The following is a 15669-nucleotide window of genomic DNA, read 5'->3' as shown; positions in this document are numbered from 1 at the left end:
TCACAGAGTCGATTGTGGATTGTCGCGAATTCATGAGTTCATTCGGAGCGGGCGGCGCGGGCGATTGGTATTCGGCAGAAGAATATTCAGCGTTTCAAAAGATGCTCTTGCGACGGAAATCGGTTGGTAAATACGCCCCGAAAAATAACTTCGGTTTCTTTCGATGGGCAAACTTTACGAGACCTTTAGTTTATCGCTGCAGGTGGCGGGGTATTGTCGGGGTCCAGCGCGAATTCACCTGCTTTACCGCTGTCCATGTTGATTGTCGACTGATTTGTCCAGGTCGACTGATGGTACAAAATGGACGACGCCGCAATCAATCAGTGACACACAATCGATTAGTGACACAAGGAGATGAACAGTGACTGGATTAATGGTGCGCGAAAGAGAAACGCTCGAGAAGTACATGCCGGGTTTGCTGCACTATCTGGACACGACCCCACTGGACCGACTGGAGTCCCGCGATTCGGACGCGATCGACAAGTTTCGGGAATTCGGCGGTACCGGCTTGGTGGTCCCGGGCGAACTGGGTGGTCTCGGTGCTCCGGCCATCGACGCGGTTCGGGCGCAGAGGGCCATCGGGTCTCGCTCACCCTCTCTGGGCGCGGGAACCACGATGCACCATCTCTCACTCGCGTCCCTGACCGAATTCGCTCGTGGTGCCACCGACGACGACCGAGCATTGATCAAGGGCTTGGTCGACCAGAAGGCGATCGTCGCTTCCGGGTTCTCCGAGGGCGTCACCGGCGGGTGTGTGTTCATTCCGACGATGACCGCCGTGAAGAAGGGCGACAACTACATCGTCAACGGAAGCAAGAAGCCGTGCAGTCTGGCACGTTCGATGGACTTGCTGACCTGCAGCGTCGAGATCGACTCCGGTGACCGTGCCGTCGCGCTGATTCCGGCCGGCCTTCCGGGTATGAGTGTGAAGCCGTTCTGGACCACCGACATTCTGGCCGGCGCGCAGAGCGAGGAAGTGTTGCTCGAAGACGTCGAAGTACCGGCAAGCCTCGTCCTACCCAACAAGGACGACGATCCCGATGGCGTGCACGAGATGACCGGCTACCTCTGGTTCGGGATGCTGATCTCCGCCAACTACATCGGCGCAGCGACCTCTCTGCTCGAGCGGATGATCGAGCAGGACAAGGGTGACTACGAAGGCTACGTTCGAGCGGCGGCCGAACTCGAGGTGTCCATGGCGGCAATCGAGAACGTGGCCCGTGCCTTCGACGAAGGTGAACGCGGACAGGACATCTCGGTGAAGTTGCTGTTCAACCGCATCGCGATTCGTGACGCACTGGTGCGCAGCAGTTCGGCTGCCATCGAATCGCTGGGCGGGATCGGCTTCATCAAGTCACCCGAAATCGCCTACGTCGCAGCAGCATTGCACGCGTTCGCATTTCATCCGCCATCACGGCGGTCCATTTCGGAGACCCTGGCCCGTTTCCACGCAGGTGAAGATTTCGCGTTCGTCAAATAGCGACTACCGCTGTTCGTCTTCCAGCTCGTCGTTCAACTTGTCTTCGCCCCGGTTGCGGAAGAACTTGAATCCGGGGATGCCGATGACGGCGCGCCTGACGTCCTTCGTCACTCCGAGAAGTTCGTGGATCTCGGGGGAGACCGTATCGAGGGTCGCGAGGATGGGGAGTAGAGCTTCCATGTGGTCGAGGAGTCCGGGAAGCTGATCGACCATGGCGATCGCTGCGTCGACCTCGGCGTCGGACAGGTTGTCGACGAAGCGTCGCGCCATCGGCTCGGACTTCTTGGCGATGGGATCGAACATCTCGATCAGCTCCAACGCCGTATGCGAGGCGGCCGATGCCGACGCGACCACGGTGTCCGCGGCACCGGTCGTCCGTTGTACATGAGCAACCACGGCATCGGCCGAATCGATCACATGGTCGATTCGTGTCATCAATGTCTCTATACGGCTCAGCAGTGCTTCGATTCTGCCGGGCAGGGTAAGCGCGAAATCGGCCGTGGTGAACATCCAGCTCACACCGGCCCGCGCCACTGCGGCTCCTCGCCGAAGCACCGTTTCGGTACCGAGAGGGTCGGGGAGGACCACACCTGCCAACACGAGAGCCATAGGAGCGACAATGCCATACCGACGCAACGCCCCGACTGCCGTTAGCCTCGACGCATGAGAGTCCTCGTCACCGGTGCCAGCGGGTACATCGGGTCTCGGCTGGTGGCGGCCCTGTTGGCAGACGACACGGACGTCGTCGTCGGGTCTCGGACTCCGAAGAACCTGCGCACTTTCGACTTCTACGATTCCGTGACCGCGGTGTCGCTCGACGTCACTGACGAACAATCCTGTGCCGCGGCCTTCGCAGAGTCGGGCGACATCGATGTCGCCTACTACCTCGTCCACGCGATCGGCGAAGCCGACTACCGTGCCCAGGACCGGACGTCCGCCGAGCAGTTCGCCGCGGCCGCCGCACGAGCGGGAGTGCGTCGAATCGTGTACCTGGGCGGCTTCGTCCCCGACGACGCCCACCTGTCGGAGCACCTGGCCAGTCGCGCCGACGTCGGTGAGGCGCTGACGGTGGACGGTATCGATCTGGTGTGGTTGCGAGCGGCGATCGTCATGGGTGCCGGCTCCACGTCGTACGAGATGCTCCGCTATCTGGCGGACCGCCTGCCGGTGCTGCCGTTGCCGAGCTGGCTCGCCGAGCCCGTTCAACCGATAGCAGTCGACGACGTACTGCACTACCTGGTGGCGTCGGCCGATACCGACACCGTCCCAGCAGGTTCCTACGACATCGGCGGCCCGGACGTGGTCCCGTACCGCGACCTGGTGTTCGCCTACGTCGAAGCCGCCGGGCTGCAGCGTATCGGGATACCGGTACCGCTCGTTCCGACGTCACTCGCCGGCAAGGTGATCGGAAAGATCATTCCTGTGCCCGCCGGGCTCGCCGAGGATCTGGTCGGTTCACTGCACAACACGATGACCACGTCGGAGAGCCGGATTCGGGATCTCGTCCCCGATCCGCCCCGTGGTCTGACCACCATCGCAGACGCCATGGCCCGTAGCGTGCGAGGAACCGTGGGCGAGCCGCCCGGGGTCTGTGCACTGAAGGACCCGCTGCGACTGGCGAACACCGACGCAGCATGGAGCGGCGGAGATGCGCTCGGCGTCCGGCGGCACGGCGTGGCCGCGTCCTCGGACCGCACCTGGGGTCTGGTCGAGGCTCTGGGCGGCCGTCGACTGCTGGCATCGAAGCCGGTGGCAGCAGCAGTGCGTACCAACCTCGATGTGGCTGCGAGTGTGAACCGACGCGCGAAGTCGGTCGTGCGCCGACTGACCGATACCGAGGAGGCATGATGGCAACGTGGTCGACGACCGCGCTGAACGTGATGAAGTCCGCTCTGGTCGATCCTGTCGAGCGAGACCACCGAGAGTCCGACGCGGCGTTCAGGAAACGGCGCATCATCGTGCTGATCACACTGGTGATCGGGGCGACGGTGCTGTATTTCTCGCTGAAGGTGGAACCGGGTGACCCGTCGTTCTACGCACTGACGCTCGTGTTGGCCGCAGTGTGGATCGTCGGTGGATGTCTGTCGGGGCCGCTGCACCTCGGACGGATCAAGGTGGGCGGGTCCATCCGGCGGCCGATCGTGACCCCCATCCTCATCGGTCTCGCCGTCGGTGGCGTGTTCATGCTCGGCGGCCTCGTCGTCCGCCAGATTCCGCCGCTCGCCGACTTCACCGAGAACGTGCTCGCACACGCCCGAGTGGGGTCGCTGGTACTGATCGTGTTCATCGCGTTGCTCAACGGTGTCGCCGAGGAGATCTTCTTCCGAGGAGCCCTGTACTCCGCCATCGGAGTCAAACATCCGGTGATCATCTCGACGGTCGTCTACACCATCGCCACCCTCGCGTCCGGCAACCCGATGCTCGGCTTCGCCGCCGTGCTGCTCGGTTACGTGATGGGGCTGCAACGTCGCGCGTCGGGCGGAATTCTGGCACCGATCCTGACGCATGTCAGCTGGTCGGCGGTCATGGTTCTGGCCCTGCCCCCGCTGTTCGTGTGAGCAGAGGGTCATGTCTCGTGCGGGCAGAGGGGCATCGGCGGGGATCTGAGCTAGATTGCGCACGTGAGTGAAAACCTCGATCGCGTCGACCGCCTGATCGTCGACGAATTGATCTCTGACGGCCGCGCGACGTTGGCGACGTTGGCAGAGAAGGCGTCTCTGTCCGTGTCGGCTGTTCAGTCGCGAGTTCGACGCCTGGAGTCGCGACGAGTCATTCGCGGTTACACGGCGCAGGTCGATCCCGAAGCTCTGGGGCGTCCGTTGTCGGCGTTCGTCGCGATCACTCCGATCGATCCAGCTCGCCCGGACGACGCCCCCGCGCGATTGAAGCATCTGACCGCCATCGAGTCGTGTCACTCGGTTGCCGGCGAAGAGAGCTACGTCCTGATGGTGCGCGTCGAGTCGCCGCGCGCCCTCGAACATCTACTTCAGGAAATTCGCGCCACGGCGCACGTGCAGACGCGCAGCACGATCATTCTGCAGACGTTCTACGATCGTTGACCGCTCGCCAGACGCGGTCCGAGGACATGGGCAAGTGGTGCAAGCGCACTCCCACCGCGTCACGGATCGCGTTGGCCAGTGCGGGGGCGACGGGGTTGTACGGTGACTCGCTCATCGACTTCGCGCCGAACGGGCCCAATCGGTCGTAGGTGTCCGCGAACAGCACCTGGGTTCGTGGAATGTCGGCGAACTGGGGAACGTGGTAGCTACGAATGGAGTCGGTGGTGATTCGCCCCGCACCGTCGGTGCGCATCTCCTCGTACAGTGCGCTGCCGATGGCCTGCGCGACGCCGCCTTCGACCTGACCCCGGCACTGCTGCGGGTTCATCACGGTGCCTGCGTCGGCGCTCTGCACCGACTGGAGGATCGCGACCGTACCGGTCGCTTCGTCGACCGCCACCCGAAATGCCTGCACGTTGAACGCCAGTGATCGCGGGAGTCCGCCGCTGTTGCCGTTCGCCGTCAACGTGCCGCCCGCCGATGCCAGTACGTCGTCCAACGGGACGAAGCGATCTCCGCATCGCACCCCCTCGGGCCCCAACGTGCAGTCCGAAGGGCGGTGCCCGGTCGCGGTGGCAGCGACCTCGACGATGCGGGCCGACAACCCACGCACCGCCGCGTAGAGCGCCTTGCCTGCCACCACAGTTCCCGCCGAGCCGAACGCACCGGTGTCGTACGTGACCGACTCTGTATCGGACTGCACGACGCGGATACGGTCGACCGACGTACACAGCTCGCTGGCCGCGATCTGGGTGTGGACGGTGGTGGTCCCGTTTCCGAACTCCGCTGTTCCGACGCGTATCTCGTAGCCACCTTCGGGCAGCAGCGACGCGGTGGCCTCGGCGCGGTGGCCACGGGGCGGAATGGTCGCGATCATGGCCACCGCCATTCCCTCACCGATCTTCCAGCCGGACGGCGCAGGCTCGCCGTTGCCTTGCCTGATGGCCTTCTCGGCGAGGTCGATGCACTGATCGAGACCGTAGCTGCCGAATTGCAGGTCGTCGCCTTCGAGGTGCGCGGCGACGATCTCGTCGCCGGGAACGATGACGTTGCGGCGGCGGAACTCGAACGGGTCGATATCGAGCTCTCGGGCCAGATCGTCGATGGCCGATTCGATCGCGAACATGACCTGCCCCAGTCCGTAGCCGCGGAAGGCACCCGATGGAATGTTGTTGGTGTACACGGTCTTCGCGTCGACCTTCTTGTTGGCGCACCGGTAGATCGCAACCGATTCGCCGCACCCGTGAAACATCACTCCGGCACTGTGATTGCCGTACGCCCCGGCGTCGGTCAGCACGTCGATCGACAGTGCGGTCAACACGCCGTCGGCGCTCGCGGCGGCGGTGACGTCGACGCGAAACGGGTGTCGGCACGGTGCGACCGTGAACTCGTCCGTGCGGGTGAACTCGAACTGCACCGGCCGACCGGTCCGCAGAACGGCCAGGGCGACGACGTCCTCGGTCAGTAGTTCCTGTTTGCCGCCGAAGCCGCCACCCACCCGTGCGGTGAACACGCGGACACGATCCCGGGGGAGGCCGAAGATTTCGCATATTTCGTCGCGCACCAGGTAGGGAACCTGGGTGCTGGTGCGCAGATGAAGCCGGCCGTCGGCGTCCAGCCAACCGATGGTGCCATGAGTTTCCAAGTGCACGTGCTGAATTCGCTGAGTCGTCCATCGCCCGGTGACCACCGCTGCTGCATCACGTACTGCAGCGTCGACGTCACCGGTGCTGCCGTGCAGTTCGGCCACCAGGTTTCGGGACGGGTCGGCGATCCGAGCCGCTGCGTCCTTGTCGCCGTGGATCTTCGGTGCGTCCGGGGCGTATGCCGACTCGGGGTCGAACACGGCGGGTAGCACCTCGTACTCGACGATGAGGGCGCGGCAGCCCGCCTGTGCGGCGGCGATCGACTCCGCGACCACGATCGCCACACGTTGGCCGATGAACCGGACGACGGTGTCGAGTACCCGGGTGTCGTCGGGGTCGTCGACGCGGCTGTCGTGTCTGGCCGTGGAAAATGCCACCGCCGGGCTGTCTTTCGAGGTGAGCACCAGCTGCACGCCCGGAACCTGCTCCGCGGCCGTGGTATCGATGGAGACGATCCGCGCGTGGGCATGCGGACTGCCGAGAACGCTGGCGTGCAGCAACCCGGGCGGGGAGTGATCGAGCGTGTACGGCTCGGTTCCGGTGACTATCCGTGTGCTCGCGGGGGCTTCGAGCGAACGCCCGCATGCCGGACCGTCTGCCACCTTCTCGGTGTTGACCACCCCGCACACGGCATCGGAAATGGCGCGATACCCGGTGCAGCGACACAGGTTTCCCTTCAATCGTGCCGGCAGCTCGTCCCTGTCGTCCGCGGTCAGGGTCGACGCGGTCACGACTATCCCGGCCGTACAGAACCCGCATTGGAATCCGGCGGCCTCGACGAACCGGCGCTGCATCGGGTGCAGATCCTCCGGGGTGCCGAGCCCGGCCACGGTGGTGACGGACCTGTCGGCCGCGCGGTAGGCGGGAAATATGCACGAGTGCACCGGTTCTCCGTCGACGAGGACCGTGCATGCGCCGCAGTCACCGGCGTCGCAGCCCTTCTTGACCTCGAAACGGTCGTGTTCGCGGAGCAGGGTGCGCAGACATTGACCCGGTCGCGCGGCGACCTCGGTCGGTACGCCGTTGATGTCGACGATCATGACAGCTCCTCGCGAATGGACTGCGCCGCAGCGCAACTGATGTGTCGACGCCAATCCGGCGCACCATGGGGATCGTCGTACCAGTGCTGCGGACCGATAGTGTCGGCAAGGGCGTCGTCGAGCTCGTGCGCCGTCGGTACGGCCGAAAACCGAAGCACGAACGGACGAACGGTCGACGCGGTAACGGTCAACACGAATGTGCCGTCGGGGTCGACGCGTCCTATCACCACCGCCGCCGATCGGCCGAGAGGTGAGAGCGACAGCGTGCGCATCGCCGTTCTCGACTCGAGGGCGTGCCGCGGAACGTCGATGCTGCGCAGCACATCCCCGGGTCGGAGCACCGTGGTCTGGGGGCCGACGACCAGCTGGTCGATAGGCAGACGGTAGTCGTGCTCGGGGCCGTGTGCCGACCACACCTCTGCGACGCCGTCCAGGGCGGCAGTCAACGAAATCATGGCTCCGGCAGGCAGGGCGAGCGCTACGTTTCCGCCGACTGTGGCGGTCTTCCAGATCTTGAACGAGGCCAGCAGGGCGGCTGCACACCGAGGGAACAAGGTGGTTGCGGGGAAGGCGGACTCGAATCGAGCCAGAGTCTCGATCGTGCACGTCGCTGCGATCCCGAGTCCGTTCTCGTCGACGATCAACGGCTCCCATCCCAGGGCCGTGATGTCGATCAGGGTGGTCAGGTGGTCCTGTTTCTCCGAGAACAGCCACGTGCCGCCCGCAACTACCGCGGCGTCCGCGCTGCCCGGCGGCAGATCCGCACGCGAGCGGGGAAGCAGAACACGATCGACAGTGCCGAGATCCATGGCTTCGTTCACCTCATTCTCGCCGGCCCGGATTCACCGCCCGGTGCGCCTTCTCGAACTGTAGTGACTTTCTGTTACCGATCTCGGTGCTCACGCGATACGCCCGAAACTCGGCGGAAACACCCCGCGCTTATCTTTGCCTCCGGCACGGCCGAACACACGAGGCGGGAGGTTCAGCGATGTACGTCGGAGACCTACTCGATGCCTCGCACCTGGGCATCCGATTGCTCACCTCCGATCGCGACGCCCTCGGACGTACCCTGCGGTGGACATTCACCACCGACCTACCCGACCCGTCCCGATACATCGCGGGCGGCGAGTTGGTCATCACCGGACTCGTATGGCGGCGCACGCCCGACGACAGCGAAGTGTTCGTTCGATCGGTGGCCGAATCCGGTGCGACGGCATTGGCCGCGGGGGAGGGGTTGCTCGGACACATTCCGCTCGATCTCGTCGACGCATGCGAGCGACACGGTCTGCCGCTCCTCGCTGTTCCCGACACCGTGTCGTTCGGTGAGGTCACCGAATTTCTCGTCGGCCGGGTCACCGGTGACCGAATTGCCTCGCTGAACAATTCGCTCGTGCGCCAACGCCAGTTGCTCACCGCGGTCGCCGACGGCAGAGCCCTCGACGAACTGGCACTGCACATCTCCAGAGAAACGGGAATGGCGTGTCTGATCTACACCGCCACCGGGCGTCGGTTGGTCACCGAGGCATCTGCTTTGTCCGACGCAGATGTCGACACCTTGACGCACGCGGCACTCTCGTCCGAAACGCTTCCTACGACAACCGTTCTCGCTGATGGATCGACCTACAGTGTCTTCGGCGTCGGGCCATCGCTCGTACAGCGCACCACGCGATGGTTCCTGGCCGTGGCCGGAGACATGGATTCGTTCTCTCCCGACGTCTCCGAGGCGTTCGGGCAACTCGCAGCCATCGCCGCGCTCGACCGTGCCCGGCGTGAAGAAGGACGGCTGGTACGGCGTGAGATCGCAGACCAAGCGGTGGCGTTGATCGAACACGACAGCACCGGATTCGAGGCACTGACGAGGCTGCGCCAGGCAGGAGTCGACCCCGACAGGCCACTCGTCGTCGTCAGAGTTGCCCACAGCGGTCGCGTCGACCTGCGAGAGATGCTCCGATCCGTCGTCGGCGACACCCTGACCTCGTTCGGCGGTGGGTGTGTCGGATGCAGCGCGCACGGCGACATCGTCGCTGTCGTCAATACCGACGACACACTGTTCGCGCAGACCATCCGCATTCGGCTGTCCCGGTTGCGCTCTGGAATCGGACCCAGCCGAATACATGTGGGCGTGAGCGCCGTGGCCACCGGGCTGACCATCGACGGCGCACTGAGGTCGGCTCGTCACGCTCTCGAACTCAGCAGGCAGGGATCCGCGGCGGTGACGGTCACCGCAGGCACCAAGCCGACCTCGGCAGTATCGATGATGTCGGCGCTTCCCGACGACGTACGAAAATCGTTCGTCGAGCATGTCCTCGCGCCGCTGCTCGAGCACGACCGACGCACCGACGCCGACCTGACCGACACGCTGCGGGAGTTTCTGGCCAACGGGGGGTCCTGGCATCGAACCGCAGAGTCGATGCACGTCCATCTGAACACCGTCCGATATCGCATCAAACGCGTGGAGGAACTGCTCGGGCGAGATCTCGGCTCCACTGCGGACAGACTGGATGTCTACCTCGCCCTGCAATCCATGCCTCGGGCGTCGGCCCACGGCGCTGCATAATGGGGAAATGACTGCAGGCTTCACCGGAATCCCCTTCACTGCCCTGGACTTCTACGAAGACCTCGAAGCCGACAACAGCAAACTCTGGTGGAACGAACACAAGGACGTCTACGACAGTGCCGTCAAGGCACCGATGACCGCGTTGCTGTCGTATCTGGAACCCGAATTCGGGAGCGCCAAACTGTTTCGGCCGTACCGGGACGTTCGATTCTCGAAAGACAAGACCCCGTACAAGAGTCACCAGGGCGGGTTCGTCGCACGGGGCGACAGTCTCGGCTACTACGTCCAGATCGATCCCGCCGGATTGTTCGTCGCAGGCGGCTTCTACAACAGCTCCCCGGACTCGATCGCGCGTTTCCGCAAGACCGTCGACGACGACGTACGCGGAGCCGAACTCGAGACGCTACTGGCCACTCTGAAGAAATCCGGGTTCGAGATCGGCGGCGACACGCTCAAGACCAAGCCGCGGGGCTACGAGGTCGACCATCCGCGCATCGATCTGCTGCGGCACAAGACGTTGACTGCCGGCAAACATTTCGGCTCACCCGCGTGGCTCGAAAGCCCCAAGGCAGCAACGAAAGTACGCGACGCCTGGCGCGCGCTGAGCCCGCTGGTGGAATGGTCCGCGGCACTGCACACGTGAGCACAATGTGTTACCCGACGACGGAGTATGTGCGCCAAGCACTTCCGGCGTCCGGAGCGTCCTCTCGTTCGACCGTTGCCTGAATCAGACCGTAGGGCCGATCGTCGGCGTTGAACACCTCCAGGTTGTTCTCGATGCCGAACTTGCCCAAGTCGTAGACGAAGTGGTGCTTGTTGGGGGCCGACATCGAGATCTCGGCAATGAACGGATACTTCTCCAGTACCGCCTCGCCCATGGCGTACAGGGTCTGCTGAAGAGCCAGTGACTGCAGGTTGGCGAATCGCTCGATCATCGCGGCCTTGACGCCCGCGTACACCGCATCCCACTCGACATCGGTTGTGGTGTAGCGCCACTGCGCTGTCAGCGACGTCGCCATCACTCGGTCGGTCGTGGGCTCGAGAATCGTCAGATCGTCCTCGAGGAAGCCGTGGAACTCCGAACCCGTCGACTTGAGAATCACCATCTCCTTGAAACCGCTGACGACCCAGGTTCGCTGCGCCTCGCCCTTACCCTCGACCGTGACGGCCGAGGTGCGAATTTCCTCGCCCTTGCGGGTCCACGTGTGGTCGTGCTCGACGCCGTCGACGACCGCACGCGCCCAGGCGTACTCCTCGAGTTCGATACGGGCACCGTCGACGGGCTCGACGTCGTCGACGTAGTGACGGGCGAGGTCGAGCCCGTAGCTCTCCAGGTGGAGCAGACCCTTGGTCTTGGCATACGCGTACGCGGTCTGCTTCTGGGTGTCGGTGGGCAGAACGGCGGACTGATCGCCGGCCAGGTGTGCGGCAGAGAAATCGCCACGCAGCGCACTCGATACGTTGATGTCGTGAATCTCGTGCCGCGGAGAATCTCGATAGATCCGCACCACCCGGTTCTCGGCTTTGCCGTACTGATTGGCTCCCAGAACGATCTTTCCGGTCAGGTCGGTCATGTCAGCTCCCGCGGTAGGTCGAATATGCGAAGGGGGACAACAACAACGGCACGTGATAGTGGGCGTCGGGGTCGGTGACGGTGAAGGAGACGGACACCTCGGGGTAGAAGCTCGGGGTCGAGGTCGCCTCGAAATACGATTCCGTGTCGAACGAGAGCCGGTACACGCCCGGTTCGACAGGTCCGGGAATCACCTCACCGATGCGGCCGTCTCCGTCGGTGGTGCCCGTCGATATCTCGCCCTGTTCGGAATGGAACAGCCGCACGCGCATGCCGACCGCCGGTGTGCCGGCCGTGGCGTCGAGCACGTGCGTGGACAGCCCGGTCACTGCGTCGGTCCCAGCACGCGGCCGAGGCGAATTCGGTTGATCTTGGCCAGTTCCACGCGGAGCACCCGTCTTTCGGTTTCGGCATCGTTGTCGAGCCTCTCCTCGAGGATAGCGAGCAACTCCTCGGCCGACCTGCCGGTCGCGCACACCAGATACACGTGCCCGAACTTGTCTTCGTACGCGCGGTTTCCCGCCGCCAGCTTCTCGCGTACTTCGGTGCCCGCAGTGGTCACTGCGGCCTGCTCACGCTTCGACGACGGGTTGTCCGCAGTGCCCCCGATCCGGGGATGGCCGTCGAGTGCATGATCTATCTCGGCCTCCGGCAGCTCGGCAAGTACCCGATCTGCTCTGTCCAACAAAGAGTCTCGGCTGGCGAACGGTCTACCCTGGGCGACTCGACGGGCCCAGATCGAGGACGCGCAGCACTCGAACAGTGCATGCATCGCCTGTCGATCGGAGAGCTTGTTGAACCCGTCGAGTCCTATCCATTCGTGCAGCACATCTCGCTCGCTATCTGAAGTCGTTGATCCGGCCGAACCGCGCGGCCGCGATGGGGTTGGCGTCCGCAACCAGATCGTCGAACCGATAGTTCGCGATCTTGGCGATTTCGATCATCGCGAAAGATCGCTCCGCCGACGCCGCATTCTCCACCCGCGACCATCCGTTGGCCAGAACTCGATCGTAGCGTTCGGTCTCTCGGGCGCAGATCACCAACGGGAATCCGAAGTGTCGCCGATACTCGGCGGCGAGCTGAACGATGTTCTCGTGTTCGTCCTCCTCGAGGTTGGACAATCCGACGTGATCGGCAGCGTTGAGGGTGCCCGTCGCATCCTCGCTGCCGAGGTCGGGGTAGCTGTTGATCAGCTCGATCTGTTCCTCGGTGGTACCGGCCAACAAGGCTTCCTGGAATGCCTCACGCAGACCGTGGGCGTCGGCGAACGGGCGCTGCTGATACGCACGCTCGACGACCCACGGGGTGCCCTGCACCAGACCGCCGAACGTGGCGGCGAACTCCTCGGCCGACATCTCGTTGACCCGGTCGAGGGTGATACCTGCACCCGGACCGCCGGCCACGGCCTGACCACGATTTCCGATGTGGAAGAACAGCACGTTGAGGACGATGGCAGAGACGGCGCCCAGGACGATTCCGCTGCCGAACAGCATCTCGAGCCAATCCGGTACGCCCTGCGAAACGGTGGGTTGGATGGTGACGAGCATCGCCAGTCCGAGACTGGTGGCGACGATGATCAAGTTGCGATGGTCGGTGAAGTCCACCTTCGACAGAGTCTGGATTCCGACGACGGCGACCGTCGCGAACAGGGCCAGTGCGGCACCGCCCAGAACCGGTGGCGGGATGGAGGCGACGACGGCCGCCGTCTTCGGCAGCAGACCGAGCAGAATCATGATGCCGCCCGCGCTGGCGACCACCCACCGACTACGCACACCGGTCAGTCGGACCAGGCCGACGTTCTCCGAGAATGCCGTGTACGGGAACGAGTTGAACGTGCCGCCGATGACGGTGGCGACTCCATCGGCCCGCAGCGTGGCAGCGATGTCGTCCTTCTTGATGCGCTTGCCGACGATCTCACCCGTCGCATAGACACTGCCGGTGGTTTCGACCGCGATGATGAGCATGACGACGATCATCGAAATGATGGCGACGACACTGAATTTGGGCACACCGAACAGGAAGGGCTGGGTGAATCCGACCCACGATGCTTCCGCGGTGCCGTCGAAGTTCATGTCCCCCAACATGAATGCGACGGCACTGCCGATGACCAGACCGAGCAAGACGGCGATGGTGGCCATGAAGCCCTTGAAGAACCGTTGGATCAGCACGATGATCAGCAGCGTGCCGATCGCGTACGCCATCCATCGACCGTTGGTCGGATCCTGTTCGTGTGTCGCAGGATTGGTCACCGCATCGTTGACCGCTACCGGTAGCAACGCGACGCCGATGATCGTGATGACAGTTCCGGTCACCACCGGTGGGAAGAAGCGCAGCAGCCTACTGAAGTACGGTGCCATGAAGAACGTGACCAGACCGGCGACGATGACGGCACCGTAGACGTACAGCAACCCCTCGGTGCCGCCGCCGTTGGCCATTGCGATCGCGATCACCGGCGACACACCGGCAAACGTGACGCCCTGCAGAAGTGGGAGCCGGACACCGATCTTCCAGAACCCGACCGACTGAATGATCGACGCGATACCGCAGGTGAACAGGTCGGCGTTGATGAGATGGATCAGCTGTTCGTTGGTCAGCCCGATTGCACTGCCGATGATGATCGGTACGAGAACGGCACCGGCGTAGAACGCGACCACGTGTTGAAACCCGTACGCGGCCAATTTGGGAACAGGAAGCACTTCGTCGACGGGATGGACGCGCTTGCGTGTGATGGGCTTGACGGACATCGGTGGGCACCTCGCGGACGCAACAGGGTGGATTCCTGCGACGCTGCAGGAGAAGTGCACCAAGAATCGGTCATTGCGACCGCTGCCGCCAGTCGAGCGAGCACAAAGTTTCCGCCGCGCTCGAGGCGCGTGTTGTGCGATCATCCAAGACTCGGCAGAACAACTGAAGGAGCGACGATGTCCGACGCTGTCGTGGGAGTGGTCCTGGCCGCAGGTGCCGGAACGCGATACGGATCGCCCAAAGTGCTCGCTCACGACGGGTTGTGGCTTCGCACGGCCGTGCAGGCACTGACCGATGGTGGTTGTGACCAGGTGATCGTTGTACTGGGCGCGGCCGACGTCACTGTGCCCGATGGCGCCACCGCAGTACACGCTCCCCACTGGGAGCAGGGAATGAGCGCATCCTTCACCGCCGGCTTGGCGGCCGCATCGGACGCGGAGTACGTGGTGGTTCACGTGGTCGACACACCCGACGTCGGACCGGAGGTCGTCCACGCCGTTCTCGACGCCGCACCGCGGACGGGTCTGGCCAGGGCAGTGTTCGACGGCCGTCCGGGTCACCCGGTCGTTCTGGCGCGTCGACACCTCGAGGAGGCCGCGGCATCGGCGTCGGGAGACTCGGGGGCGCGGGAGTTCTTGCGGGGGAGGGACGACGTGATCGCCGTCGAATGTTCGCAATGGGCAACGGGAATCGACCACGACTACCGGTGAGCGGACGCCTCTCGTCCACTCGGGACTGGACTCTACGAAGGCGCTGTGTCCGGTGCACGGTGAGCGGACACCCAGTCTGCATGTGCGACCGAGCCCGCCTCCTCATCGACTACGAGGACCGGAGCCAGTAGAAGCGTCCCCGCGGGGACGCTCGGTCAAAGGACCTCGGCGGCAATGGCGTCGATCATGCCGTCGAACTGATGACCACCGGTCGGGAACTCGACCACCGTCGCCGACGGGAGCGCCTTCGAGTTCAGCGCCAGATGAGAAATGGGAACCACGTCGTCGTCTCGGCAGTGGACGAGCATCAGGTCGGTCTCGGGCTCTCGGTCGGTGAACGCGTAGTCGGCGATGTCCCACCCACGCGGAGTCCAGTCCGGCATCGCCAACAGAATGGCCCGCGCGGGCCATTCCCGGCGATGTTCTGTCAAGACCCTGACGAGGATCGATGCGCCGAAGGAATGCGCAATCACCGCATCGTCGGGTCCGAGTCGGTCCAGGTGCTGCCTAACCGGTTCGGCCCAGTCCTCGAAACCCATGGCGGTGTCGGACAGCTCCGGCATCCGAAGTTCGAGACGCAGAGCTCCAGCCAACCCGTGCGCCAGCTCCGCGTCGTCGACGAATCCGCCGGCACCGTGAACGAACAGAAGTCGACCGACCATGCGGGGTTCCTCTCCTCGGCAATGCTGTCACTGAAGAAGACCGGTGCTCGGCCGTGAATTCACCGGTCGACACACCATCCTGTCGTGGGGGGGTTTGGTTCCCCCCGGGGCCCAAAAAACCCCCACAAGGGTGTAGCCCCACCAAACCGCGGGGGTACCAAACGGGCCGCCACGCCGGGGGGATTCCGACGGCCTCC

Annotated in this window: 15 protein-coding genes; 7 read left to right on the top strand and 8 right to left on the bottom strand. The window is 64.1% G+C overall.

Annotated elements, in window-relative coordinates; translation table 11 throughout:
• The first annotated feature begins 361 nt into the window (after positions 1 to 361).
• Positions 362 to 1480, top strand: a complete 1119-nt coding sequence (locus tag J2X62_RS25100) for an acyl-CoA dehydrogenase family protein (protein ID WP_310184183.1) — start codon at positions 362 to 364, stop codon at positions 1478 to 1480.
• A 3-nt stretch (positions 1481 to 1483) separates the two neighbouring features.
• On the opposite strand, the gene J2X62_RS25095 is transcribed toward J2X62_RS25100, so the two are convergent.
• On the bottom strand, positions 1484 to 2089 hold the full coding sequence (locus J2X62_RS25095; RefSeq protein ID WP_032370674.1) for a hypothetical protein: 606 nt from the start codon (positions 2087 to 2089) through the stop codon (positions 1484 to 1486).
• A gap of 54 nt (positions 2090 to 2143) precedes the next feature.
• Between J2X62_RS25095 and J2X62_RS25090 the strand changes: the two genes are divergently transcribed.
• The 3 genes from J2X62_RS25090 (at position 2144) to J2X62_RS25080 (ending at position 4539) form a co-directional block, all read left to right on the top strand.
• Positions 2144 to 3328 (top strand): NAD(P)H-binding protein, encoded by a 1185-nt coding sequence (locus J2X62_RS25090; protein WP_027496452.1) that lies wholly within the window; start codon positions 2144 to 2146, stop codon positions 3326 to 3328.
• A complete protein-coding gene (locus J2X62_RS25085) occupies positions 3328 to 4038 on the top strand; it encodes a CPBP family intramembrane glutamic endopeptidase (RefSeq protein ID WP_027496453.1) in 711 nt (236 codons plus the stop codon). The genes J2X62_RS25090 and J2X62_RS25085 overlap by 1 nt, the downstream gene beginning before the upstream one ends.
• 63 nt (positions 4039 to 4101) lie before the next feature.
• Positions 4102 to 4539 (top strand): Lrp/AsnC family transcriptional regulator, encoded by a 438-nt coding sequence (locus tag J2X62_RS25080; RefSeq protein WP_027496454.1) that lies wholly within the window; start codon positions 4102 to 4104, stop codon positions 4537 to 4539.
• Here J2X62_RS25080 and J2X62_RS25075 read toward each other — a convergent pair.
• On the bottom strand, positions 4511 to 7225 hold the full coding sequence (locus J2X62_RS25075; protein WP_310184180.1) for a molybdopterin cofactor-binding domain-containing protein: 2715 nt from the start codon (positions 7223 to 7225) through the stop codon (positions 4511 to 4513). The two genes, J2X62_RS25080 and J2X62_RS25075, sit on opposite strands and share 29 nt — an antisense overlap.
• The gene (locus J2X62_RS25070; protein WP_032401223.1) at positions 7222 to 8034 is read right to left on the bottom strand and encodes an FAD binding domain-containing protein; all 813 of its coding nucleotides are present in this window, start codon (positions 8032 to 8034) and stop codon (positions 7222 to 7224) included. The genes J2X62_RS25075 and J2X62_RS25070 overlap by 4 nt, the downstream gene beginning before the upstream one ends.
• Positions 8035 to 8213: 179 nt before the next feature.
• Here J2X62_RS25070 and J2X62_RS25065 point away from each other — a divergent pair, with 179 nt between their 5' ends.
• Complete coding sequence (locus tag J2X62_RS25065; RefSeq protein ID WP_027496457.1) at positions 8214 to 9782, top strand: PucR family transcriptional regulator; 1569 nt, start codon at positions 8214 to 8216, stop codon at positions 9780 to 9782.
• A 7-nt stretch (positions 9783 to 9789) separates the two neighbouring features.
• Complete coding sequence (locus J2X62_RS25060) at positions 9790 to 10425, top strand: DUF2461 domain-containing protein (protein ID WP_310184177.1); 636 nt, start codon at positions 9790 to 9792, stop codon at positions 10423 to 10425.
• Between the two features lie 10 nt (positions 10426 to 10435).
• On the opposite strand, the gene pucL is transcribed toward J2X62_RS25060, so the two are convergent.
• From pucL to uraD (J2X62_RS25040), 4 genes are read right to left on the bottom strand one after another with little or no spacing between them, the layout of a single operon-like run.
• A complete protein-coding gene (gene pucL / locus J2X62_RS25055) occupies positions 10436 to 11356 on the bottom strand; it encodes a factor-independent urate hydroxylase (RefSeq protein WP_027496459.1) in 921 nt (306 codons plus the stop codon).
• A 1-nt stretch (position 11357) separates the two neighbouring features.
• Entirely contained in the window at positions 11358 to 11684 is a 327-nt protein-coding gene (uraH, locus tag J2X62_RS25050) for a hydroxyisourate hydrolase (protein WP_167326939.1), read from the bottom strand.
• Positions 11681 to 12184 (bottom strand): 2-oxo-4-hydroxy-4-carboxy-5-ureidoimidazoline decarboxylase, encoded by a 504-nt coding sequence (uraD, locus tag J2X62_RS25045; protein WP_027496461.1) that lies wholly within the window; start codon positions 12182 to 12184, stop codon positions 11681 to 11683. Before uraD (J2X62_RS25045) ends, uraH begins: the two co-directional genes overlap by 4 nt.
• Before the next feature lie 10 nt (positions 12185 to 12194).
• Positions 12195 to 14099 (bottom strand): 2-oxo-4-hydroxy-4-carboxy-5-ureidoimidazoline decarboxylase, encoded by a 1905-nt coding sequence (gene uraD, locus J2X62_RS25040; protein ID WP_167326940.1) that lies wholly within the window; start codon positions 14097 to 14099, stop codon positions 12195 to 12197.
• Between the two features lie 177 nt (positions 14100 to 14276).
• Here uraD (J2X62_RS25040) and J2X62_RS25035 point away from each other — a divergent pair, with 177 nt between their 5' ends.
• Positions 14277 to 14810 carry an NTP transferase domain-containing protein gene (locus J2X62_RS25035; protein ID WP_032383944.1) on the top strand — a complete coding sequence of 178 codons (534 nt, stop codon included), beginning with the start codon at positions 14277 to 14279 and terminating at the stop codon, positions 14808 to 14810.
• A gap of 155 nt (positions 14811 to 14965) precedes the next feature.
• Here the strand turns inward: J2X62_RS25035 and J2X62_RS25030 are convergent, their stop codons facing one another.
• On the bottom strand, positions 14966 to 15472 hold the full coding sequence (locus tag J2X62_RS25030) for an alpha/beta hydrolase (RefSeq protein WP_032370682.1): 507 nt from the start codon (positions 15470 to 15472) through the stop codon (positions 14966 to 14968).
• Between the last annotated feature and the right edge of the window lie 197 nt (positions 15473 to 15669).

The organism is Rhodococcus sp. 3258 (assembly GCF_031456475.1).
In the GTDB taxonomy this organism is placed as follows: Bacteria; Actinomycetota; Actinomycetes; order Mycobacteriales; family Mycobacteriaceae; genus Rhodococcoides; species Rhodococcoides fascians.
Note: the sequence above shows the minus strand (reverse complement) of the source record. Positions and strands in the feature narration are given on the sequence as shown.